Origin of the sequence: Pseudomonas sp. FIP_A4 (assembly GCF_036701605.1) — a bacterium.
In the GTDB taxonomy this organism is placed as follows: Bacteria; Pseudomonadota; Gammaproteobacteria; order Pseudomonadales; family Pseudomonadaceae; genus Stutzerimonas; species Stutzerimonas phenolilytica.
This window is the reverse complement of sequence record NZ_JAYDXP010000122.1, coordinates 180,434-200,333: the sequence shown is the minus strand read 5'-3', so window position 1 is coordinate 200,333 and position 19,900 is coordinate 180,434. Positions and strand designations below refer to the sequence as shown.

Below are 19,900 nucleotides of genomic sequence, written 5' to 3'. Positions count from 1 at the left end.
GTCAGGCCCGTTCCCCGGCTAGGCGCTGCACCACCACGCTGCCGGTGATGTCGCCCTGTACGTTGATCGCCGTGCGAATGGTGTCCAGCAGGCGGTCGATGGGCAGCAGAATGGCGATGGCCTCGGCCGGCAGGCCGACCGCTTGCAGCACCATCACCATCGTCACCATGCCGGCGCTGGGAATCCCCGGCGCGCCGACCGAGGCGACCATCGCGGTGAAGAACACCACGGCCTGCTGGCCGAGCGTCAGGTCGACGCCCACCAGATTGGCGACGAACAGCGCCGCGGCGGCCTCATACAGCGCGGTGCCGTCCATGTTCATGGTTGCGCCCAGCGGCAGAACGAAGCCGGCGTAGCGTTTTTCTACCTTGAGGTTCTCTTCGGCGCAGCGGATCGACACCGGCAGCGTTGCCGAGCTGGAGCTGGTGGCGAAGGCGGTGATCAGCGCATCCCGCGCGCCGCGCCAGAACCACAGCGGCGAGCGACCGGTGGTGAAGTAGAGAATCAGCGGCAGCACCACCGCGCCGTGGAACAGCGTGGTGGCGAAGATCAGCATGACGAAGCCGCCTACCGCCGAGAGCAGCGCGGCGTCCTGCTCGGCGACCAGCCGGATCAGCAGCGCGAGGATGCCCAGCGGCGCCAGCCACATGATCCAGCCGACGATGCGCAGCAGCATCTCGAGAAATTCCTGCAGCACGTTGAGGATGTTGCGGTAGCGCTCGCCACCGGCGACCAGCGCGATGCCGACGAACAGCGCGAAGACCACCACCGCCAGCACGTTGTTCTCGGCAAAGGCGGCAAACGGGTTCTGGAACAGCCCGGCGAAGAAGTGCTGGAAGAACTCCGGCAGGGTCAGCTGGCTTGCCTGGAAATCCGCCAGCTGGTCGGCGAACAGGTCCAGCGACAACCCGGCGCCTGGCTTGAAGATGTTCGCCACCGTCAGCGCCAGCAGCATGGCTAGCGCCGTGGTGCTGGTGAAATAGATCAGCGTGGTGATCCACACCCGGTGGACCTGCTGGTGCTGTTGCAGGCTGGCGACGCCGACGGCGATGGAGGTGAACACCAGCGGGATCAGCACCATCTTCAGCATGCCGATGAACACGCTGGAGACCAGTCCGGCGGCATACAGCGTGCCTTCACGCAGGGCGGCTTCCTCGGGCTGGCCGCCAACGAGCCAGCCGATCAGCACGCCGAGGCAGGCGGCGACGAGAATCTGCAGGTTGAGACTGGGCATGGGGTGTCCTTGTCGTTTCTTGTTCTTGCGATGAGCAGACCGGTGCTTTGGGGCGCGGTTCGCTCGGAGGGAATGATACAGAGCGGTGGGGGAACAGCGCAGCGCTACCGGTGACTGGAGCTACAGGTTGCGCCTTGCACGGCGCGTCACGTTCTCTTGTCCGCGGAACGCCGCCTGGGCCAAGCAAAAGTAATCAAGAGAAGGCCACCCCTGCATTCGGGTCTGGCCGCTGCGCGACCAGGCTTCCCTCACTCCGGCATTGCTCCAGGGGCACGCTCCTTCCTGACTCGCTCGGCGTCCATGCCTCGCGCAACCAGCACGCCGAGCCGAGGAAAGCGTGACGTCAGACGCAAGCGGTCGCGCCACTCCCGGTGGAAAACGCTGTGCGGTTTTCCACCCTACGGTTCGGGGTTCGAGTCCCAGAGGCGCCAATTACCCCACCTGGTCGGCTGCCTCGATGCGCTTGAGCAGCACCCCAGTCACCCGCCGCTCCTTCACCTCGGTGACATGCAGCCGCCAGTCGGCATGCTCCACCTGATCGCCGATCATCGGCAGTCGATCCAGCAGACTCATCACCAGCCCCGCCAGGGTCTGGTAATCGTCGGTGACTGCCGCTCTGAACCCCAGCCGCTCGCGCAGCACCGCAAGGTTGACCGCACCGTTGACGCGATAGCCGCCGTCGACCGGCTCGATGTCCGGGCCTTCCACTTCGCTGGCATCCGGCAGTTCACCGGCGATGGCTTCGAGGATGTCGGTCAGCGTCACCAGGCCCTCGAAGCCGCCGAATTCGTTGACCACGAAGGCAACGTGCGTCGAGGCCTGGCGCATCTGTTCCAGGGCGCTGAGCACGGTGCAGCTGTCGGGCAGGTTGATCGGCGTGCGCACTAGCGGTTCGATGTCCGGCGTCTGGCCGTTGAGCAGGGCACGCAGCAGTTCCTTCTTGTGCACGTAGCCCAGCGGCTCGTCCGGTGCGTCGTCGCGGGTGACCACCAGCCGTGAATGCGGCGAGTTGAGCAGCCCGGCCTGCACCTTTGCCGTTTCGTCGTCGAGGTTGATGCGATCCACCTCCATGCGGTCGGTCATCACCGTGCGGATCGACTGCTCGGCCAGGTGCAGCACGCCACTGATCATCACCCGCTCGCGGCGGTTGAACGGCGTGGCGGCGGCGCCGTCCGGGCCGAGCATGTCGGCGATCTCGTCGTCCACCTCGTCGGCTTCCAGTTTGCCGCCGAGCAGGCGCAGCACCGCATGCGCGGTGCGTTCGCGCAGCGGCCGGGTGCCCTGCAGGCTGCGCTTGCGGCGCGCGCGGGCCAGCTGGTTGAAGAACTCGATGGCGATCGAGAAGCCGATGGCCGCGTACAGGTAGCCCTTGGGAATGTGGTAACCCAAGCCCTCGGCGGTCAGGCTGAAGCCGATCATCATCAAAAAGCCCAGGCACAGCATGATCACCGTCGGCCGCGCGTTGACGAACGCAGTCAGCGGCTTGCTTGCCAGCAGCATCAGGGTCATCGAGATGACCACCGCGATCATCATCACCTGCAGGTGTTCGACCATGCCGACGGCGGTGATCACCGCATCGAGCGAGAACACCGCGTCGAGCACGATGATCTGCGCCACCACCGGCCAGAAGCGCGCATAGGCCTTACTGCCGCTGTGCTGCTGCATGCGACCTTCGAGGCGCTCGTGCAGCTCCATCGTCGCCTTGAACAGCAGGAACAGGCCGCCGCCGAGCATGATCAGGTCACGCCCGGAGAAGCTCTTGCCGAATATCTCGAACAGCGGCTCGGTGAGAGTGACCAGCCAGGCGATGCTCGCCAGCAGGCCGAGGCGCATCACCAGCGCCAGGCTCAGGCCGATGACGCGCGCGCGGTCGCGCTGCTCCGGCGGAAGTTTGTCCGCCAGGATCGCGATGAATACCAGGTTGTCGATACCCAGGACGATTTCCAGGACGATGAGCGTGAACAGGCCTAGCCAGGCCGTGGGATCAGCGAGCCATTCCATCGATGGGGCCTCGTGTGGTGAGGAAATAGCGCACCTGGCGTGCGCGGTGCCGGGCAACTGCTGCCGGGCCTAAGAGTGAAGTGGTTGCGTGGCCGAAGCCGGAGACGGGCGCCGCATTCGTCAGGGGCGACGAACGCGGCTGGGTACAGGGAATGTTCATGCAGCTCTTTCAGGACAAAGGAGGCGCCAGAATAAAGTCCGCGGCGGCAGTCGTCAGCGGCGATTGGTTACAGAGGTTTTCAATCTTCGGTCGTTGCAGTCCGCGCGCGCTGCGATAGGCTTGCGACAGGTTTTGGCGGAGCAGCGCAAATGAGCACCATCGACCAGGACATCGAACGGCGGATCGCGCAGCAGGTCGCCGAATGGCAGCGCGGCGTCACTTCCCGCGGCGCGCCGCTGCCGATCGACAACGCCTGGCTGCAGACGCCCCAAGGGCTGCGCCTGCCGTTCCAGGTGCTGAAGAGCGCGGGTGTGCCGCCACGGGAAATCGATCTGCTGCACGAGCGCGTCCGCTTGCGCGAACGGCTGCAGGAAGCGCTGACGGAAGACGAGCGCACGGCGTTGCAGCGGCGTCTGAGCGAGCTGGAACAGCATCTGGCGGTTCGTCTGGAAGCGTTGGAGCGAATGGGACGAGGTTGATCGGCAGCGCTTTGCCGGCGCGGCGAGGCGGCCAACAGGAGGAGGCGTCATGGTGCGTGTGGGATTCTTTTCGGCGGCGCTGCTCGCCGCGGCGGTGGCGTTTGCCGGGTGGTCGGTGGGGCAGGGCGTCGAGCGTTTTCGCCTCGCCGATCGCTCGGTGACGGTCAAGGGCCTCGCGGAGATGGACGTGAAGAGCGACTTCGCGATCTGGACGCTCGGCTTTCGTCGCGGTGGCGATGACTTTGCCGAGCTGCAGCAGCGGCTGGCGGGGGATCGCCAGGCGGTGGTTGCCTTTCTGCGCGAGCAGGGCTTCGACGAGGCGGAGATCGAAGTGCGCCCGTTGCAGGTGCAGGATCTGCTGGCGCGTGAATGGGGTTCGCAGGAAGTGGCGCTGCGCTTCAACGGCCAGGGTCAGGTGCTGGTCAAGACCGCGCGGGTCGATGCGGTGGCCGCGGCGGCGAATGCGCTCGATCCGCTGATCCAGGCCGGCGTGCAGCTGGACAGCGAAAGCGGCGGCGCCACCGGGCCGCGCTACCAGCTGCGCGGCTTCAACGAACTCAAGCCCGTTCTGCTGCAGCAGGCCACCGCCAACGCGCGCGAACAGGCGACGCGTTTCGCGGACGATGCCGGCGCACGGCTGGGCGAGTTGCGCAACGCCAACCAGGGCGTGATCCGGGTCATCGACGACGACGGCAGCGACATGGAAAGCGGCCGTACCATCGGCAAGCGCCTGCGGGTGGTCAGCACCTTCCAGTACGCGCTGGACTGACCGTGCCGCACCGTCGTTCGGCGATGGTTTGGTGTCATGGCGATGGGCTGCATTGAGGTCTGGCCGTTCCTATCATGCCGCAGCTATCGACCAGCCTGAGTATCGGTGTCGCGGCCTTCGAGTCGGGCATGCAGGATGCGCTGGAACGGATCGACGCCGCCGATGGGGCGCTGTACGCGGCCAAGCTTGACGGACGCAATCGCATCAGCGTCGCGTCGCCGTGGGTATCGCATGAGGCTCCGCTGGTCGTCGCGCTCTAAGCCTGCGTCTCAGCCGCTCAGCCGCTCAGCCGCTCAGCCGGGCGAGCAGGGCCTGGGTGTCGGTCGCGCCCATCATCGACGCAGCCGCCAGCGCCGTCGCGCCGCCCGCATCGCGGGCATGCGGATCGGCCCCCTGGGCAATCAGGAATTCGACGATCTCGCTGCGATTGAACATCGCGGCGATCATCAGCGCGGTGCGGCCGTCGGGGGATGCGCCCTCGACGTCGGCGCCGTGTTCCAGCAGCAGGCGGATCATCGGCAGGTCGCCCTTGAACGCGGCGCCTGCCAGTGGCGTCTGGCCGCGCGCATTGCGCAGCTGCGGATCGGCGCCGTGCTGCAACAGCAGGCGCACGGTGTCGAGATGACCGTGGTAGCTGGCGAGCATCAGCAGGCTGTCGCCGGCATGGTTGCGCAGGTTGGCCGGCAGCCCTTGGGCGAGCAGTTCGCTCAGCCGGTCGCTGTCGCCCTGGCGCGCGCAGTCGAAGACCTGTTCGGCGAAGGCGAGGGTGGCGTCGTCCAGTTCGGGGGTTGGCTTGGGCGCTTGCATGTTCGGATCCTGGGTGCTCGGCTGGCGATGGGCTCATTGTCGGCCGCCAGCACGGCGCCGGCCAAGCGGAGTCTGCCTATGCCGTGGATAGCCGCGCTTTATCCAGCGCCGCGAGAGGCGCCGGATAAGCGGTGCCTCAGAGCGTGCGCAGGAAGGCGACCAGATCGGCCTTCTCCTGCTGGCTGAGGTTGCGCTGCAAGATCAGGTTGAAGAATTCCACGCTGTCTTCGAGGGTCAGCAGGCGGCCGTCATGCAGGTACGGCGGCGACTCCTTGATGCCGCGCAGCGGGAAGGTCTTGATCGGCCCGTCGCCCACGGCCATCACACCGTTGTATTCCTGCGGCTCGTAGAAACGCTCGGTTTGCAGATCATGCATCAGGTTATCGGTGTAGTAGGGCGGTACGTGGCAACCGGCGCAGGCGCCCTTGCCATGAAAGACCTGCTCGCCGCGCAGCTCCTGCTCGCTGGCCTTGGTCGGATCGAGACGACCCTCGACGTTCAGCTTGGGTGCCGGCGGGAAGTCCAGCAGCGCCTGGAACTCGCCCATGAAGTGCACCTGGCTGCCGCGTTCGAGCACGTTCACGCCCTTCTTCGCGGCCATCACGATGTCACCATCGAAGTAGGCTGCGCGCTGCTCGAACTCGGTGAAGTCTTCCACCGTCTTCAGTGCGCGCTGTGAGCCGAAGATCTGTTGGATGTTGACGCCGCGCAGGGTTGGCGTGTCGATGCGGTGGCGGAATGGCTGCGGTCGCACGTCGCCGGCCAGGTGCGTCGCGCCATTGGTATGGCCGTTGGCATGACAGTCCAGGCAGGCCACGCCGGGGTGCGGGTGCTCGCTGCGACGGTCGTCGGTGGCGTTGAACTGCTGCTGCGGAAAGGTCGTGACCAGCAGCCGCAGGCCTTCGAGCTGCTTGGGATTGAGGATGCCGTTGAACAGCTCGAAGTAGTTGCGGATGTTGACCAGCTTGCCTTGGGACACGTCGCCAAGGTCGGGGCGGGTGGTGAGAAAGATCGGCGCCGGAAATTCCGGCAGGAAATGCTCGGGCAGGTCGAAATCCAGGTCGAAGCGCGTCAGGTCGCGGTTCTCGAGCTTCTTCACCTCGTCGATCTGGAACTGCGGGAAGACCATGCCGCCTTCGGGGTGATTGGGGTGCGGCAGCGGCATGAAACCGAGGGGAAAGCGCCGCTGCTCGCGAATCTGCTCGGGACTCAGCCCGGCCAGCTCGTCCCAGCTCGTGCCGTCCGCCAGCTTGACCCGCACGCCGCTCTGGACCGGTTTGCCGCGCGTCATCTTCACGCCGTCGGCGGGCTTGTCGGCAAGGTCGTAGCGTTGTTCGAGCAGTTCCCGGTGGCGCTGCATGATGCCGGCCTTCTCGCCGGCCATGCGTTGCATGATCGTGTCGAAGCGCTCAGCGATGACCACCGGCGAGTAGCTGGTGGGGATGCTGTCGGTTTCGGCGGCCTGCACGGCGGGCAACGCGAGGCTCATGGCCAGCGCGAAAAGGCCGCCGTACGTAAGTGGTGCGTTCATTTATTGTTCTCCGCAAGTGGACGGGTAAGCCGTCTGAAGGCCTAGGTCAACTCGCGGACAACGAAAAATAGACAATGCCTATGATGCCGATTGAAGGATTGCCTGGAACCTCGGCGAGCAGCGATCAACCGGTCTATTTCCGGGGTTACCGGGAAGGATGGCGCGCTGCCATATTTACGGCCGAGTACCTGCGGCGGGCGTTTATGCCGAATCGATAAAAGGCCAGTGGCCAGCGAACGGCCCGCCGCGGTCCTGTGGCAGTATTGCCGTCCCGCCAAGCCGAGCGCCTCGATGAAACCCGAAGACCTGCAGCGTCTGGTCACCCAGACCATGCCTTACGGCAAGTACAAGGGCCGGGTGATCGCCGATCTGCCCGGGCACTACCTCAACTGGTTCGCCCGGGTTGGCTTTCCGCCCGGCGACATCGGTCGCCTGCTGGCGCTGATGCAGGAGATCGATCACAACGGTCTCAAACCGCTGCTCGAGCCGTTGCGCCGGGGCTGATCACTCCTCTTCGAGTTCGGTTTTGAGCGCATCGAGCGCCGGTGCGGCATAGATGCCGACCTCCACCGCCAGCTGCATCACCCGTTCGACATCGCAGCTGTAGACCAGTACGGCCTGCAGTTCGTCGTCCAGCGGTTCGCTGAAATCCACCAGCACGTAGCCGCCTTTCTCCGGGTAGAGGCTGCTCAGCTGCACCTGAATGCGATTAAGCGCCTTCAGCGGCTCGGTCTTGGCCAGCTGCTTGGCCTTGAGCACGAACGAGACCTGCGGACCGAACGACGCGACGATGCGCTCGAACAGCTGCTGGTAATCGTCGGCCTGGAACAGCACGGTTTCCGGAAGGCTGCCGACGACCACCCATTCGCCCAGTGGGATGGGGAAGTCGTCGTCATAGTTGATGTCCGGGTTTGCGGCGAGAAAGGCCGCCGGGTCGGCATAGGCCTGCGCCGCTTCGTCGGCGATCCGCGCTATTTCTTCGTCGCTCATGCAGCCAGAGCCGATCAGGCGAAGCAATTCTTCGAGTTGGTCTTTCATGGGGCAGTCCTGGTCAGGGGACGCAAGCATAACCGAGACAGAGCCGGCTACCGCGTGATCATGCCCCAGGGGGTATAGGGCACAAAGATATATTCTCAACGGTTCTAAGTTTATTCCGTTACTGGCTGAAGGGTTATGCCTGTGTTAGCTTCGGGTCGCTGCGACAGACTGCCGCACTGCCTGACGGCGCTGGAGCAGAAGAAATCAGAAAATAAACGCTGATGAGGGTTGCATGAAAATTCCAAGCAGGGCGCTGGCCGGCGCCGGTGCACTGATACTTGCGTTGCAGGTGCACGCTGCCGATGGGCAGAAAATCTACAGCCAGGGGGGCGCCAATCCGGCTGCACTGGCATGCGTGACATGTCATGGCGCCAATGGCGAAGGGATGGCGGCCAGTGGTTTTCCGCGCCTGGCAGGACTTTCCGCCGCCTACATGCGCAAGCAGTTGGAGGACATCCGCAGCGGTGCGCGCAGCGCACCTGTGATGCAGCCGCTGGCGGCCGCGCTGACGGACGAGGAGATCACCGCGGTGACCGACATGCTCGCTGCGCTGCCGGCCGTCGACGTGCCGCTGGTGACGCGGGTGGAAAAGGCCGATGACCTCGGCGCGCAGCTCGCGCTACGTGGTGCCTGGGCGCGCAACATCCCCGAATGTGTTTCCTGTCACGGGCCGAGCGGCATCGGCGTGGGTGACGCCTTCCCGGCGCTGGCGGGGCAGCCCGCGCAATATATTGCTGGCCAGTTGCAGGCCTGGCGCCAGGGGACGCGCAAGAACGATCCGAATGACCTGATGGGCCATGTCGCCCGCGGGCTGACCGATGCCGAAGTCCAAGCGGTTTCGGAATATTTCGCCAATCTGAGCCAGCCATAAGGAGACTGCCGATGAACACTCTTATCCCAGCGCTCCTGGCTCTGGCTGTTGGTGCGCCGCTGCAGGCCGCCGAAAAAATCCGCATGGACGACCAGTCGCAACTGGTTGCCAGCGCCAGCAAGGCGCCGAGCGAGGCGTTTTTCCAGCCGCCGCATGAGAAGGACCTGCCGGACAATGCCTTCGGCAAGCTGGTGCAGGATGGCCGTGCCATCTTCATCGATACCCAGAAGTACGCTGCCGAATACGTCGGCAATGGCATGAACTGCACCAATTGCCACCTCGACCAGGGACGCAAGGCCAACTCTGCGCCGCTGTGGGGTGCGTATCCGATGTACCCGGCGTATCGCAAGAAGAACGACAAGGTCAACAGCTACGCCGAACGCGTACAGGGCTGCTTCCAGTTCAGCATGAACGGCAAGCCGCCGGCGGCCGACAGCCATGTGATCAACGCGCTGACGGCCTATTCCTACTGGTTGTCTACGGGCGCGCCGACCGGCCAGGAACTGCCTGGCCGCGCCTACCCCGAGATCCCGCAACCGAAGGCCGGTTACGACATTGCCCAGGGCAAGCAGGTGTATGTCGAGCAGTGCGCGGTTTGCCACGGCGCCAATGGCGAGGGGCAGAAGGCGGGCGGCAGCTATGTGTTCCCGCCGCTCTGGGGCAAGGACTCGTTCAACTGGGGCGCGGGGATGCACCGCATCAACACCGCCGCGGCATTCATCAAGCAGAGCATGCCGCTGGGCAAGGGCGGCTCGCTGACCGACGAGCAGGCGTGGAACGTCGCCGCCTTCATGAACAGCCATGAGCGCCCGCAGGATCCGCGGCTGATCGAGGGATCGATCGCGAAGACCCGCGACAAATACCACGCCAACGACGGGGTGAATCTGTACGGCAAGGAGGTCAATGGCGTGCTGCTCGGCCAGGGCATCAAGTGAATCCGACTGGTTGGTCTATACACAAAGAGGGCGTCGCAAGACGCCTTCTTTGTTTTGCGACCGGGCGGTCACGGTCAGGTGTTGCGTAATTGTCGGTTTTTCCTCTGGTTTCGCTGCCAGGTTGCGGATTCTTCGGACTTTTAATGCACAATAGCCGGCATTAACCCCGGCGCTGGGAGCACTCGTACGGCCGTGGTCGACGCGCTCCGAACGTTAGAGAAACGATCAGCCAATCATTCAAGAGGAACGACTGTGTACGACGTCGTCATCAGCGGTACCGGCCTTTACACCCCTGCCAGCAGCATTTCCAACGAAGAACTGGTGGCGTCGTTCAACGCCTACGTGCAGCGCTTCAACAGCGACCACGCGGCTGCCATCGCCGCCGGTGAGGTCGAAGCGCTGGCCGAGTCGAGCGTAGCCTTCATCGAAAAGGCCTCGGGCATCAAGAGCCGTTACGTCACCGACAAGACCGGCATTCTCGATCCCGAGCGCATGGTTCCGCGCATTCCCGAGCGTAGCAACGAGGAATGGTCGATCCTCTGCGAAATGTCGGTCAAGGCGGCGGAAGAGGCGTTGGCGCGGGCCGGCAAGACGGCCGCCGATATCGATGGCGTGATCGTTGCCTGTTCTAACCTGCAGCGGCCGTATCCGGCCATCGCCATCGAAGTGCAGGCCGCGCTGGGTATCAAGGGCTTCGGCTTCGACATGAACGTGGCCTGTTCCTCGGCGACCTTCGGCATCCAGAACGCGGTGAACAGCGTCAAGCTAGGCCAGGCGCGGGCGATTCTGATGGTCAACCCGGAAATCTGCACTGGCCACATGAACTTCCGCGACCGCGACAGCCATTTCATCTTCGGCGACGCCTGCACCGCGGTGATCATCGAGCGTGCCGATCTGGCGACCTCCGAACACCAGTGGGATGTGGTCAGCACCAAGCTGGTGACCGAGTTCTCCAACAACATCCGCAACAACTTCGGCTTCCTCAACCGCGCCGCCGAAGAGCACAAGGACGATCCGGACAAGCTGTTCATCCAGGAAGGCCGTAAGGTGTTCAAGGAAGTCTGCCCGATGGTCGCCGAACTGATCGGTGCGCACCTGCAGGAAAGCGGTATCGCGGTGGAGTCGGTCAAGCGCTTCTGGCTGCACCAGGCCAACCTCAACATGAACCACCTGATCGTGCGCCGGCTGCTGGGCCGAGACGCTACCGAGCAGGAAGCGCCGGTGATTCTCGACACTTACGCCAACACCAGCTCGGCCGGTTCGGTGATCGCCTTCCACAAGCACCAGGATGACCTGCCCAGCGGCAGCCTAGGGGTGCTCAGCTCGTTCGGCGCCGGCTACTCGATCGGCAGCGTGATCCTGCGCAAGCGTTGAGTTATCCCGACGGCGGCTTCAGCCCGCCGTCAGCTCGCGCACCCGCTGCAGCACGGCATGCATGCCGTTGCTGCGCGACGGTGACAGCTGGCGCGCCAGCCCGAGTTCGCTGAACCACGCGTTCGGATCCACGCGCGCCAGTTCGCTGTCCTCCAGTCCATCGATACGGGCCAGCAGCACCGCCAGCAGGCCGCGCAACAGGCGTGCATCGCTGCTGGCGCGCAAATGCCAGCGGCCGTCGCGCCGCTCGCCGACCAGCCAGACCTGACTTTCGCAGCCACGGACCCGATTCGCCTCGCAGCGCTCGCTGTCGGCGAGTGGTTCCAGCTGTTCGCCCCACTGCATCAGCAGGCGTGCGCGCTGCTCCCAGCCTGGCGCGGCGCCGAAGGCGGCGAGCGCCTGTTCGGCGCGCGAGGGCAGGGCGCTCATCGCAACAGCTCCAGGCTGCGATCCAGCGCCTCGAAGAAGCGCCGCAGGTCGCCGCCGTCGTTGTACAGACCGAGCGATACACGGATCGCGCCGCTCAGGCCCAGTTCCTTCATCAGCGGCATCGCGCAGTGGTTGCCGCTGCGCACGGCGATGCCCTGCTCGGTGAGCAGGTGCGCCAGATCGGCATGGTGTACGCCGTCGACGACGAAGCTGGCGAGCGCGACGCTGGGCGCGCCGAGCAGGCGCACGCCTTCGCGCTGGCGCAGGCCGTCGAGCAGGCCGTAGTGCAGCGCCTGTTCATGCGCCTCGACCGCTGCTGCGTCCAATCCGGCGAGGTAATCCAGGCTGGCGCCCAGGCCGATCACCCCGGCGATCGGCGGCGTGCCCGCCTCGAAGCCCAGCGGCGCCGCATGAAACTCGGCGCTGTGGTACTCGGCGATGCGCACCATCTCGCCGCCGAACTGCCAGTGCCTGAGCTGCAGCAACGACTCGCCACGGCCATAGAGCACGCCGACGCCGTCCGGACCGTAGAGCTTGTGGCTGGACATCACGTAGAAATCGCAGGCGAGCGTCTGCAGGTCGTGGCGACCGTGCACCATGCCTTGCGCGCCGTCGACGATGGTCAGCGCGCCCTGCGCCCTGGCCAGCGCCAGCAGTGCCTGCAGCGGTTGCCAGCTGCCCAGAACGTTGGATAGCTGGCTCACCGCCAGCAGGCGTGTGCGCGGGCCTATCAGTGCCGCCGCGGCCGACAGGTCGATGAGGCCTTGATCATCCAGCGGCAGCACCACCAGACGGGCACCCCGGCGCAGCGCGAGCTGCTGCCAGGGCAGCAGATTGGCATGGTGCTCCAGTGCACTGATGACGATCTCGTCGCCGGCCTGCAGCAGATGCTCCAGCCCGTAGGCCAGCAGGTTCAGCGCCTCGGTGGCGCCACGGGTAAAGACGATCTCGGTCGGGCCGGCGGCATTTAACCACCGCGCAACCTTGACCCGTGCGTCCTCGAAGGCGCGCGTGGCGCGTTCGGCCGGCTGGTGCTGGGCACGGTGGACGTTGGCGGCGCCGCAGGTGTAGTAGCCGGTCAGCGCGTCGATCAGCGCCTGCGGCTTCTGTGCGGTGGCGGCGCTGTCGAGATAGGTCTGGCCCTGGGCTTCGAGCACGGCCAGGGCCGGAAAGTCGGCACGCCAGGGGGAATGCAAAATCATGTCTGGCCTCGGCGTGGTGCGCGGGCTACCGGGCGACAAGCGCACCGGTAACCCTGGTCGGCGCTCAGTTGTGCGCGTGCAGTGCTTCGTTCAGCTCGATCGCCGACTTGTGGGTCTTGCACTCCACCGCGCCGGTCTGCGAGTTGCGGCGGAACAGCAGGTCCGGCTGACCGGCCAGATCGCGTGCCTTGACCACCTGCACCAGCTGGCTGTTCTCGTCGAGCAGGCTGACCTTGGTCCCGGCGGTGATGTACAGACCGGATTCGACGGTGTTGCGGTCGCCCAGCGGGATACCGATGCCGGCATTGGCGCCGATCAGGCAGCCTTCGCCCACGGAAATTACGATGTTGCCGCCGCCGGACAGGGTACCCATGGTCGAGCAACCGCCGCCGAGGTCCGAACCCTTGCCGACGAATACGCCGGCCGACACGCGGCCTTCGATCATCCCCGGGCCGGCGGTGCCGGCATTGAAGTTGATGAAGCCTTCGTGCATCACCGTGGTGCCTTCGCCGACATAGGCGCCCAGGCGCACGCGGGCGCTGTCGGCGATGCGCACACCGGTCGGGACCACGTAATCGGTCATCTTCGGGAACTTGTCCACCGAGAAGACTTCCAGCAGCTCACCCTTCAGGCGGGCTTCCAGCTGGCGCTCGCCCAGTTCGGCGAGATCGACCGCGCCCTGGCTGGTCCAGGCGACGTTGGGCAGCAGCGCGAAGATGCCGGAGAGGTTCAGGCCGTGCGGCTTGACCAGGCGGTGCGAGAGCAGGTGCAGTTTGAGGTAGGCCTCGGGCGTTGAGGTCGGCGCAGCATCCTCGGCCAGCAGCGTCACCACCAGTGGGCGCTGGCTCTCGGCCAGGCGGGTGAGCAGTGCGTGCTGCTTGGCATCCAGCGGCTTGACCGCATCGGCCAGCTCGGCGGCCTGGTTGATGGTGATGGCGATGGCCTGGTTGCCGCCGGTGTAGCCGAGGATCGGGCTGATCGCCGCGACCAGCTCGCCGGCCGGTTGCAGCAGCGGCAGCGAGTAGAAGACTTCCAGCCAGTCGCCCTGGCGATTCTGGGTGCCGACACCGAAGGCCAGGCTGAAGAGAGTGGTAGACATAAAAGAATCCTTTTCGTGTGGCGGTCCGTGCCGACGGGCCGCTGTCAGTTCGTGTTCGCCAATGCGGCGGCGTAGAGATCGGGCTTGAAGCCGATCAGGGTCCGGCTGCCCAGGTCGAGCACCGGGCGTTTGATCATCGACGGCTGGGCCAGCATCAGTTCGATGGCCTTGTCCTGGTCGAGATCGGTTTTCTGTGCGTCATCCAGCTTGCGGAAGGTCGTGCCGGCGCGGTTCAGCACCGTCTGCCAGCCATGTTCCTCGCACCAGGCCTGCAGGTGAGCGCGGTCGATGCCGGCACTCTTGTAGTCATGGAAGGCATAGTCCACGTGCTGCTCGTCGAGCCAGCTGCGCGCCTTCTTCATCGTGTCGCAGGCCTTGATGCCGTACAGGCAAATTCCCTGGTTGTCATTGGGCATGGATGCCTCTCCAAACTCCTGCAAAACCGGTGGCGGATTATGCCATGCCCGGCTGTTGTATGTCGGTGCGCGCCGGTCTCGGAGCGCCGCCGCGGGTGTGACCGGAAATGTCGCGCGGCTCAGGCCTGGCCGGCATTGCCGAGGATCTGCTCGATGGCATCGACGGTGGTTGGGCGAACCGCGCGTGCTATCTCGACGCCCTGGTGCAGCAGGATCAGTGTGGGCCACAGCTTGACGCGGAACGAGCGTCCGAGCGGACGGCCGGGGCCGTCCTCGATCTTCAGGTGACGCAGCGCCGGACGCTCGGCCAGAACCTGTGCCAGCGGTTGCTGGGCAGCACGGCAATGACCGCACCAGGGTGCGCCGAACTCCAGCAGTGTCAGCCCGTCGAGGGCATCGACCGCCGCGCGGCTGGGTTCGCTCGCGGCATATTCTTCGGTCATGGTCATCGGTCTTCTCCGGCAGGGCTATGGTTGTATTCAGAGCGTGGCACGGCGGGCGCGTTCGAGCCGGGTCGGCGATCTTTTACCAGCGTCTTGTTGTCCATTGGTGACAATCGCAACGACGGGGCACTTCATGGCACGCAGACATTTCGAACATTTCGAGGCGCTGTCATCGGCCATCCCGCTGGAGGATGGCTATCAGGCGATCATCGCCGTACAGCGGCGGGACAGCGACGAGCACGTGCATATAGTCAAAGTAGCGGACGGGCGCCGGTTCGATCTGCAATCCGAGGCGCAGAGTGTCGCCGAGGCCGCGCTGAACAGGCTGCGCGAGATCGATGCCGACGGCGAACCGATCTGGGAAGGGTAGGCCCACTGAAGGCGAGGAGTCTGACATGAGCGAACAGAACAGGCAGCACCAACCAGAACGGTCCGAGCGGACTGAGCCGGACGAGGAGCGGCGCGAGGCCGATCTGCCGGAACACATGAAGCCGGAGAATCTGAAGAAGCTGCGCAACTACGGCAAGGACGCCATACCGCCCGGCGTCTACTGAACGCAGCGGGCGGTTGCAGCGGGCCTGCGGCCGTTCAGCGGCGTTCGAGGAAGTCGCGGATGCGCTGTGCGGCCTCGCTGCATTCGGCCAGCGGGGCCACCAGCGCCATGCGCACCCGACCGGCGCCGGGGTTGAGACCGTCGATCTCGCGCGACAGGTAGGAACCTGGCACCACGGTGACGTGCTCTTCGGCGAACAGCTCGCGGGTGAAGGCCTGATCGTCGCCCGGCGTCTTCGCCCACAGGTAGAAGCCGCCATCGGGACGCTGTACGTCGAGCACGGGCGCGAGAATCTGCAGCGCGGCGTCGAACTTCGCCCGATACAGCTCGCGGTTGGCGCGCACGTGAATCTCGTCGTTCCACGCCGCCACGCTGGCCAACTGGGTCTGCACCGGCATGGCGCAGCCGTGGTAGGTGCGGTAGAGCAGGAAGGCCTTGAGGATGTCGGCATCGCCGGCGACAAAACCCGAGCGCAGGCCCGGCAAGTTGGAGCGCTTGGACAGGCTGTGGAACACCACGCAGCGCTTGTAGTCGTGGCGACCGAGCGCGGCGCAAGCGCTCAGCAGGCCGGCCGGCGGGTTGGCCTCGTCGAAGTAGAGTTCGCTGTAGCACTCGTCGGCGGCGATCACGAAGTCGTGCTCGTCGGCCAGGGCGATAAGTTTCTGCAGCGTCTGCAGCGGTACCAGTGCCCCGGTAGGGTTGCCCGGCGAGCAGAGGAACAGGATCTGGCAGCGCTGCCAGACGTCGCTCGGCACCGCATCGAAATCCGGATTGAAGCCGTTCTCGGCCAGGCACGGCAGATAGTGCGGCGTGGCGCCGGCCAACAGCGCCGCGCCCTCGTAGATCTGATAGAACGGGTTGGGACTGATCACCAGGCCGTCGGCGGCGCGGCTGACCACGGCCTGGGTGAAGGCGAACAGCGCCTCGCGCGTGCCGTTGACCGGCAGCACCTGCCGGGCCGGATCGACCGCGCCCGCGGCCAGGCCGAAGCGCCGCTCGCACCAGCCGGCAATCGCTTCGCGCAGCGCCGGGATGCCCAGCGTGGTCGGGTAGACCGCCAACTGATCGAGGTTGTCCCTCAGCGCCTGGGCGACGAAGTCCGGCGAGCGATGCTTGGGTTCTCCGATCGACAGCGCGATCGGTCGCTTGTCTGCTGGCGGCACTACGCCGGTGAGCAGGGCACGCAGTTTCTCGAAGGGGTAGGGCTGCAGCAGGGACAGTGCGTCGTTCATGGTTCTGGTTCTTGTCAGTCGCGGGGCGCGCTGCGCCTCGGTGGGTTCAATCGGTGCGGGCGCCGCCGTAGTAGGCGCACCCGCGCAGGACCTTGCCGTCATCCGGGCGCAGCTGCGCGCTCAGGTGCGTGACGGCGCCGCTGGCGCTGTCCTGGCAGCGCTGTGGCGTGACCCAGAGCTGCAGCCTTTGCCGGTTGGCCTCGCTGGTGAAGGCCAGCTGGCCCTCGGGCAGCTGTTCTTCCAGATAGGGTAGGGCAAGCGCGGGTTCGCCCGGGCGTTCGAGCAGCAAACCGTCGCTGGTGACCAGCAGGCTCCAGTCGGGCTCGTTGCCGCTGGCGCGCAGGATCAGGCGTGGGAAATTCTTATCGTTGCAACCGGGACCTTCGCCCTGTAGGCGGTAGAGGCGATTCACCGCCAGCGTGGCGTGCTGCAGATCGAGCGCTCCGCGTACATCGGCGAACAGCTGCCCCTGCCCGTCCGCCATCAGCTCACTGGCCGGCTGGAGCAGGCCGCCGTCCTTGATGTCACGTAACCGCAGCGCCGGCAACTGACCGCACGGTTGCAGCTGCCAGGCATCGCCCTGGCGCGTCAGCATGCCCTGCAAACGATCACCGGTCGGCGCAGGTGCCTCGGTGCGAAACAGCGACTGGCAACCAGCGAACAGTGGCAGCAGGACGAGCAACAGGGCGCGAGCGGCGGTCATGGGGTACTCGACAGGGAGAGGGCGGCAGCGCAGGGCGGTGCCGCGGGTGATCAGTTGCCTTTGACGGCGCGGCCGTCGACGCTGCCTTCCTGCAGCATGATCTGGTACTGCTTGCCATCCTTTTCCACCTGATGCAGGCGCACCAGCAGGTAGTTCCAGTCCTTGGCGAACCAGAGGATGGTCTCGCGCTTGCTCTGCGTCGGATCGCGCACGCGCTCGACCTTGATCGCGTCGACCTGGCCGGCCTGGGTGTCGACCTTTTCCTCACCGAGCACGCGGAAGTCGTAGGTTTCGATCTCGTCGCCGTCGACCACCTGGTAACTCATGCTCTGCTTGCCTGCCGCCACTTCCTGCTGCAGAGCGACCTGATAGGTCGATTTGTCCAGCAGGCCGCGATGCAGCGTCAGCTTGACCGGATCGCCGCGGTCGCTGCCGACCACCTGCTTGGCCTGCCAGTCGAAGTCGTGCTTGATCTTCTTACCCTTGCCCAGGCCGCCGCGTTCGAGGCGATAGCTATCTGGCAGGAAGGTGTCGCCCTCGATGCGAAACGTGCTGCGCTCGCTGAAGCTGGCAACCAGCATCGAAGCCTCGAAATCGAGCTGCCAGCGGCCGTCCTGCAGTTTCGCCAGGCTGCGTTCGGCGGTGCCGCTGACCGGTACCTGCGTCCAGTCGGCGGTGTAGCTGGCGGAGAAGGGCTTGAGCTCCAGCGCGTGGGCCGGCAGGGCCAGCACGGCGAGAGCGAGCAGCAAGGCGCGACGCATAATCTCTCCTAGGTTCGTATCAGATGGCCGGAGGCCGGCAGTTTTTCGCCGTCCAGCATCGCGCCCTGCTCGCCGAGGCGCAAGCGCCCTTCGGCGAACCAGCGAACGGCGAGCGGGTAGATGCGATGTTCTTCGACATGTACGCGGTCGGTCAGTTGCGCGACGCTTTCATCCGCGCGAATCGGGATCGCCGCCTGGATCGCCACCGGTCCGCCGTCCAGCTCTTCGGTGACGAAGTGCACGCTGCAGCCGTGTTCGGTATCACCGGCAGCCACGGCGCGGTTGTGCGTATCCAGCCCCTTGTGCCGGGGCAGCAGCGACGGATGGATGTTCAGCAGGCGCCCCTGATAATGGCGGACGAAGCCGGGCGTGAGGATGCGCATGAAGCCGGCGAGCACGACCAGATCCGGCTGGAAGGCGTCGATGGCCGCCATCAGTGCTGTATCGAAAGCCTCGCGGTCGGCGAACTCACGGTGCGACAGCACCTGAGTGGGTATGCCGGCGGCCTGGGCGCGCTGCAGTCCGTAGGCATCGGCGCGGTTGGAGATCACCGCGCCAATGCGTGCCGGGTTGCTGTCGCTCTGGCTGTCGATCAGCGCCTGCAGATTGCTGCCGGACCCGGAGATCAGGACGACGACGTTGCAGGGCATCAGTGGGCTTTCAGGTTGTTCAGCTGGACCTGCGCCGCGCCTTCGGCGGCTTCGGCGATTCGGCCGATCACCCACGGCTGCTCACCGCTGGCGCGCAGGTTGGTCAGTGCGGCGTCGACCTGGTCCTGGGCGACGCAGATGACCATGCCGACGCCGCAGTTGAGCACACGGTGCATCTCGTGCTCGTCGACGTTGCCTTTGTCCTGCAGCCAGTCGAACACCGCCGGGCGGGTCCAGCTGGCCACGTCGATCACCGCCTGGGCGCCTTCGGGCAGCACGCGCGGGATGTTGTCGAGCAGACCGCCGCCGGTGATGTGGGCCATGGCCTTGACCGCGCCGGTGTCCTTGATGAGTTTCAGCAGCGGCTTGACGTAGATGCGCGTCGGCGCCATCAGCAGATCGGCCAGCGGCTTGCCGTCGAGCTGCACGCTCTCGATATCGGCGCCGGCGACTTCGATGATCTTGCGGATCAGCGAGTAACCGTTGGAATGCGGGCCGGAGGAGGGCAGGGCGATCAGCGCGTCGCCAGTGGCCACCTTCGAGCCATCAATGATCTCGGCCTTCTCCACCACGCCGACGCAGAAGCCGGCCAGGTCGTAGTCCTCGCCCTCGTACATGCCGGGCATTTCGGCGGTTTCGCCGCCGACCAGCGAGCAGCCGGCCAGTTCGCAACCGGCGCCGATGCCGGTGACCACGGTGGCGGCCACGTCGACGTTGAGCTTGCCGGTGGCGTAGTAGTCGAGGAAGAACAGCGGTTCGGCGCCACAGACGACGAGGTCATTGACGCACATGGCAACCAGATCCTGGCCGATGCTGTCGTGCTTGTTCAGGTTCAGCGCCAGGCGCAGCTTGGTGCCGACGCCATCGGTGCCGGACACCAGCACTGGCTGCTTGTAGCCGGCCGGAATCTCGCACAGCGCGCCGAAGCCACCCAGGCCGCCCATCACTTCAGGGCGCGCGGTACGCTTGGCCACGCCCTTGATGCGCTCGACCAGCGCTTCGCCTGCATCGATGTCGACGCCAGCGTCCTTGTAGCTAATGGAGGGTTGCTTGCTCATAGAGTCCGGGCCTGTGCGAGGAGTGCGGGTTTCGACCGTGCGATGGCCAGCGGAAGCATGCCTTCGGCTGGCGCAGGATTTCCGGCCCGCGGTGGGGCGTCGGAGTCGGTCTGCGGAAAGCGCGCGATTTTATCAGGCTTGCCACGCAGCGACCA

Annotated in this window: 24 protein-coding genes; 9 read left to right on the top strand and 15 right to left on the bottom strand. The window is 65.6% G+C overall.

The genetic code is table 11. The annotated features are described in order from the left end of the window. Position 1: 1 nt before the first annotated feature. Entirely contained in the window at positions 2-1,234 is a 1,233-nt protein-coding gene (locus tag U8L64_RS10975; protein ID WP_138299455.1) for a dicarboxylate/amino acid:cation symporter, read from the bottom strand. Between the two features lie 432 nt (positions 1,235-1,666). Beyond that, the gene (locus U8L64_RS10970) at positions 1,667-3,235 is read right to left on the bottom strand and encodes a TerC family protein (protein ID WP_333397217.1); all 1,569 of its coding nucleotides are present in this window, start codon (positions 3,233-3,235) and stop codon (positions 1,667-1,669) included. Positions 3,236-3,544: 309 nt separating this feature from the next. Here U8L64_RS10970 and U8L64_RS10965 point away from each other — a divergent pair, with 309 nt between their 5' ends. The 3 genes from U8L64_RS10965 to U8L64_RS10955 all read left to right on the top strand — a co-directional run bounded on the left by U8L64_RS10965 (position 3,545) and on the right by U8L64_RS10955 (position 4,903). Then, a complete protein-coding gene (locus U8L64_RS10965) occupies positions 3,545-3,874 on the top strand; it encodes a hypothetical protein (RefSeq protein WP_333397215.1) in 330 nt (109 codons plus the stop codon). A gap of 49 nt (positions 3,875-3,923) precedes the next feature. Beyond that, positions 3,924-4,643: an SIMPL domain-containing protein gene (locus U8L64_RS10960; protein ID WP_043296035.1), complete on the top strand. Its 720-nt coding sequence runs from the start codon at positions 3,924-3,926 to the stop codon at positions 4,641-4,643. A gap of 74 nt (positions 4,644-4,717) precedes the next feature. Then, positions 4,718-4,903 (top strand): diguanylate cyclase domain-containing protein, encoded by a 186-nt coding sequence (locus U8L64_RS10955; protein ID WP_333397211.1) that lies wholly within the window; start codon positions 4,718-4,720, stop codon positions 4,901-4,903. 25 nt (positions 4,904-4,928) lie between these two features. On the opposite strand, the gene U8L64_RS10950 is transcribed toward U8L64_RS10955, so the two are convergent. Then, positions 4,929-5,450: an ankyrin repeat domain-containing protein gene (locus U8L64_RS10950; RefSeq protein ID WP_333397208.1), complete on the bottom strand. Its 522-nt coding sequence runs from the start codon at positions 5,448-5,450 to the stop codon at positions 4,929-4,931. Between the two features lie 136 nt (positions 5,451-5,586). Next, complete coding sequence (locus tag U8L64_RS10945) at positions 5,587-6,939, bottom strand: cytochrome B6 (RefSeq protein ID WP_234303389.1); 1,353 nt, start codon at positions 6,937-6,939, stop codon at positions 5,587-5,589. Between the two features lie 333 nt (positions 6,940-7,272). Between U8L64_RS10945 and U8L64_RS10940 the strand changes: the two genes are divergently transcribed. Further along, positions 7,273-7,485: a DUF3820 family protein gene (locus tag U8L64_RS10940; protein ID WP_054093861.1), complete on the top strand. Its 213-nt coding sequence runs from the start codon at positions 7,273-7,275 to the stop codon at positions 7,483-7,485. Here U8L64_RS10940 and U8L64_RS10935 read toward each other — a convergent pair whose 3' ends face one another. Further along, positions 7,486-8,019 (bottom strand): hypothetical protein, encoded by a 534-nt coding sequence (locus U8L64_RS10935; RefSeq protein ID WP_054093772.1) that lies wholly within the window; start codon positions 8,017-8,019, stop codon positions 7,486-7,488. A gap of 232 nt (positions 8,020-8,251) precedes the next feature. On the opposite strand from U8L64_RS10935, the gene U8L64_RS10930 reads away from it, so the two are divergent. The 3 genes from U8L64_RS10930 to U8L64_RS10920 all read left to right on the top strand — a co-directional run bounded on the left by U8L64_RS10930 (position 8,252) and on the right by U8L64_RS10920 (position 11,199). Beyond that, positions 8,252-8,890, top strand: coding sequence for a c-type cytochrome (locus U8L64_RS10930; RefSeq protein WP_003288186.1), 639 nt, complete (start codon positions 8,252-8,254; stop codon positions 8,888-8,890). A gap of 11 nt (positions 8,891-8,901) precedes the next feature. Beyond that, positions 8,902-9,825 carry a c-type cytochrome gene (locus U8L64_RS10925; RefSeq protein WP_333397201.1) on the top strand — a complete coding sequence of 308 codons (924 nt, stop codon included), beginning with the start codon at positions 8,902-8,904 and terminating at the stop codon, positions 9,823-9,825. A 252-nt stretch (positions 9,826-10,077) separates the two neighbouring features. Further along, a complete protein-coding gene (locus U8L64_RS10920; RefSeq protein WP_043296044.1) occupies positions 10,078-11,199 on the top strand; it encodes a beta-ketoacyl-ACP synthase III in 1,122 nt (373 codons plus the stop codon). An 18-nt stretch (positions 11,200-11,217) separates the two neighbouring features. On the opposite strand, the gene U8L64_RS10915 is transcribed toward U8L64_RS10920, so the two are convergent. The 5 genes from U8L64_RS10915 to U8L64_RS10895 form a co-directional block, all read right to left on the bottom strand. After that, positions 11,218-11,628 (bottom strand): SufE family protein, encoded by a 411-nt coding sequence (locus U8L64_RS10915; protein ID WP_156716413.1) that lies wholly within the window; start codon positions 11,626-11,628, stop codon positions 11,218-11,220. Next, entirely contained in the window at positions 11,625-12,830 is a 1,206-nt protein-coding gene (locus tag U8L64_RS10910; protein WP_333397196.1) for an aminotransferase class V-fold PLP-dependent enzyme, read from the bottom strand. The genes U8L64_RS10915 and U8L64_RS10910 overlap by 4 nt, the downstream gene beginning before the upstream one ends. A 64-nt stretch (positions 12,831-12,894) precedes the next feature. After that, a complete protein-coding gene (gene dapD / locus U8L64_RS10905; protein WP_155552143.1) occupies positions 12,895-13,929 on the bottom strand; it encodes a 2,3,4,5-tetrahydropyridine-2,6-dicarboxylate N-succinyltransferase in 1,035 nt (344 codons plus the stop codon). Between the two features lie 44 nt (positions 13,930-13,973). Further along, positions 13,974-14,345, bottom strand: coding sequence for an ArsC family reductase (locus U8L64_RS10900; RefSeq protein WP_155552145.1), 372 nt, complete (start codon positions 14,343-14,345; stop codon positions 13,974-13,976). Between the two features lie 119 nt (positions 14,346-14,464). Beyond that, positions 14,465-14,794, bottom strand: a complete 330-nt coding sequence (locus U8L64_RS10895; protein WP_102827336.1) for a thioredoxin family protein — start codon at positions 14,792-14,794, stop codon at positions 14,465-14,467. 127 nt (positions 14,795-14,921) lie between these two features. Here U8L64_RS10895 and U8L64_RS10890 point away from each other — a divergent pair, with 127 nt between their 5' ends. Together U8L64_RS10890 and U8L64_RS10885 are read left to right on the top strand one after the other, a co-directional pair. Continuing rightward, positions 14,922-15,158 carry a hypothetical protein gene (locus U8L64_RS10890; protein WP_077683542.1) on the top strand — a complete coding sequence of 79 codons (237 nt, stop codon included), beginning with the start codon at positions 14,922-14,924 and terminating at the stop codon, positions 15,156-15,158. 25 nt (positions 15,159-15,183) lie between these two features. Beyond that, positions 15,184-15,342: a hypothetical protein gene (locus U8L64_RS10885; RefSeq protein ID WP_167136399.1), complete on the top strand. Its 159-nt coding sequence runs from the start codon at positions 15,184-15,186 to the stop codon at positions 15,340-15,342. 34 nt (positions 15,343-15,376) lie between these two features. On the opposite strand, the gene dapC is transcribed toward U8L64_RS10885, so the two are convergent. Genes dapC through purM form a run of 5 tightly spaced genes read right to left on the bottom strand, consistent with a single transcriptional unit; the run spans position 15,377 to position 19,745 of the window. Continuing rightward, positions 15,377-16,573, bottom strand: a complete 1,197-nt coding sequence (dapC, locus tag U8L64_RS10880) for a succinyldiaminopimelate transaminase (RefSeq protein ID WP_333397184.1) — start codon at positions 16,571-16,573, stop codon at positions 15,377-15,379. 46 nt (positions 16,574-16,619) lie between these two features. Continuing rightward, positions 16,620-17,276, bottom strand: a complete 657-nt coding sequence (locus U8L64_RS10875) for a COG3650 family protein (protein ID WP_333397181.1) — start codon at positions 17,274-17,276, stop codon at positions 16,620-16,622. A gap of 50 nt (positions 17,277-17,326) precedes the next feature. Then, on the bottom strand, positions 17,327-18,037 hold the full coding sequence (locus tag U8L64_RS10870) for a DUF3108 domain-containing protein (RefSeq protein ID WP_043296060.1): 711 nt from the start codon (positions 18,035-18,037) through the stop codon (positions 17,327-17,329). Positions 18,038-18,045: 8 nt separating this feature from the next. Beyond that, positions 18,046-18,687 carry a phosphoribosylglycinamide formyltransferase gene (gene purN / locus U8L64_RS10865; protein WP_054093781.1) on the bottom strand — a complete coding sequence of 214 codons (642 nt, stop codon included), beginning with the start codon at positions 18,685-18,687 and terminating at the stop codon, positions 18,046-18,048. Beyond that, positions 18,687-19,745: a phosphoribosylformylglycinamidine cyclo-ligase gene (gene purM / locus U8L64_RS10860; protein WP_054093782.1), complete on the bottom strand. Its 1,059-nt coding sequence runs from the start codon at positions 19,743-19,745 to the stop codon at positions 18,687-18,689. The genes purN and purM overlap by 1 nt, the downstream gene beginning before the upstream one ends. Between the last annotated feature and the right edge of the window lie 155 nt (positions 19,746-19,900).

Coding starts and splice junctions, on each gene's coding strand:
- U8L64_RS10975 (WP_138299455.1), bottom strand. CDS start 1,234: ATGCCCAGTCTCAACCTGCAGATTCTCGTCGCCGCCTGCCTCGGCGTG.
- U8L64_RS10970 (WP_333397217.1), bottom strand. CDS start 3,235: ATGGAATGGCTCGCTGATCCCACGGCCTGGCTAGGCCTGTTCACGCTC.
- U8L64_RS10965 (WP_333397215.1), top strand. CDS start 3,545: ATGAGCACCATCGACCAGGACATCGAACGGCGGATCGCGCAGCAGGTC.
- U8L64_RS10960 (WP_043296035.1), top strand. CDS start 3,924: ATGGTGCGTGTGGGATTCTTTTCGGCGGCGCTGCTCGCCGCGGCGGTG.
- U8L64_RS10955 (WP_333397211.1), top strand. CDS start 4,718: ATGCCGCAGCTATCGACCAGCCTGAGTATCGGTGTCGCGGCCTTCGAG.
- U8L64_RS10950 (WP_333397208.1), bottom strand. CDS start 5,450: ATGCAAGCGCCCAAGCCAACCCCCGAACTGGACGACGCCACCCTCGCC.
- U8L64_RS10945 (WP_234303389.1), bottom strand. CDS start 6,939: ATGAGCCTCGCGTTGCCCGCCGTGCAGGCCGCCGAAACCGACAGCATC.
- U8L64_RS10940 (WP_054093861.1), top strand. CDS start 7,273: ATGAAACCCGAAGACCTGCAGCGTCTGGTCACCCAGACCATGCCTTAC.
- U8L64_RS10935 (WP_054093772.1), bottom strand. CDS start 8,019: ATGAAAGACCAACTCGAAGAATTGCTTCGCCTGATCGGCTCTGGCTGC.
- U8L64_RS10930 (WP_003288186.1), top strand. CDS start 8,252: ATGAAAATTCCAAGCAGGGCGCTGGCCGGCGCCGGTGCACTGATACTT.
- U8L64_RS10925 (WP_333397201.1), top strand. CDS start 8,902: ATGAACACTCTTATCCCAGCGCTCCTGGCTCTGGCTGTTGGTGCGCCG.
- U8L64_RS10915 (WP_156716413.1), bottom strand. CDS start 11,628: ATGAGCGCCCTGCCCTCGCGCGCCGAACAGGCGCTCGCCGCCTTCGGC.
- U8L64_RS10910 (WP_333397196.1), bottom strand. CDS start 12,830: ATGATTTTGCATTCCCCCTGGCGTGCCGACTTTCCGGCCCTGGCCGTG.
- dapD (WP_155552143.1), bottom strand. CDS start 13,929: ATGTCTACCACTCTCTTCAGCCTGGCCTTCGGTGTCGGCACCCAGAAT.
- U8L64_RS10900 (WP_155552145.1), bottom strand. CDS start 14,345: ATGCCCAATGACAACCAGGGAATTTGCCTGTACGGCATCAAGGCCTGC.
- U8L64_RS10895 (WP_102827336.1), bottom strand. CDS start 14,794: ATGACCATGACCGAAGAATATGCCGCGAGCGAACCCAGCCGCGCGGCG.
- U8L64_RS10890 (WP_077683542.1), top strand. CDS start 14,922: ATGGCACGCAGACATTTCGAACATTTCGAGGCGCTGTCATCGGCCATC.
- U8L64_RS10885 (WP_167136399.1), top strand. CDS start 15,184: ATGAGCGAACAGAACAGGCAGCACCAACCAGAACGGTCCGAGCGGACT.
- dapC (WP_333397184.1), bottom strand. CDS start 16,573: ATGAACGACGCACTGTCCCTGCTGCAGCCCTACCCCTTCGAGAAACTG.
- U8L64_RS10875 (WP_333397181.1), bottom strand. CDS start 17,276: ATGACCGCCGCTCGCGCCCTGTTGCTCGTCCTGCTGCCACTGTTCGCT.
- U8L64_RS10870 (WP_043296060.1), bottom strand. CDS start 18,037: ATGCGTCGCGCCTTGCTGCTCGCTCTCGCCGTGCTGGCCCTGCCGGCC.
- purN (WP_054093781.1), bottom strand. CDS start 18,687: ATGCCCTGCAACGTCGTCGTCCTGATCTCCGGGTCCGGCAGCAATCTG.
- purM (WP_054093782.1), bottom strand. CDS start 19,745: ATGAGCAAGCAACCCTCCATTAGCTACAAGGACGCTGGCGTCGACATC.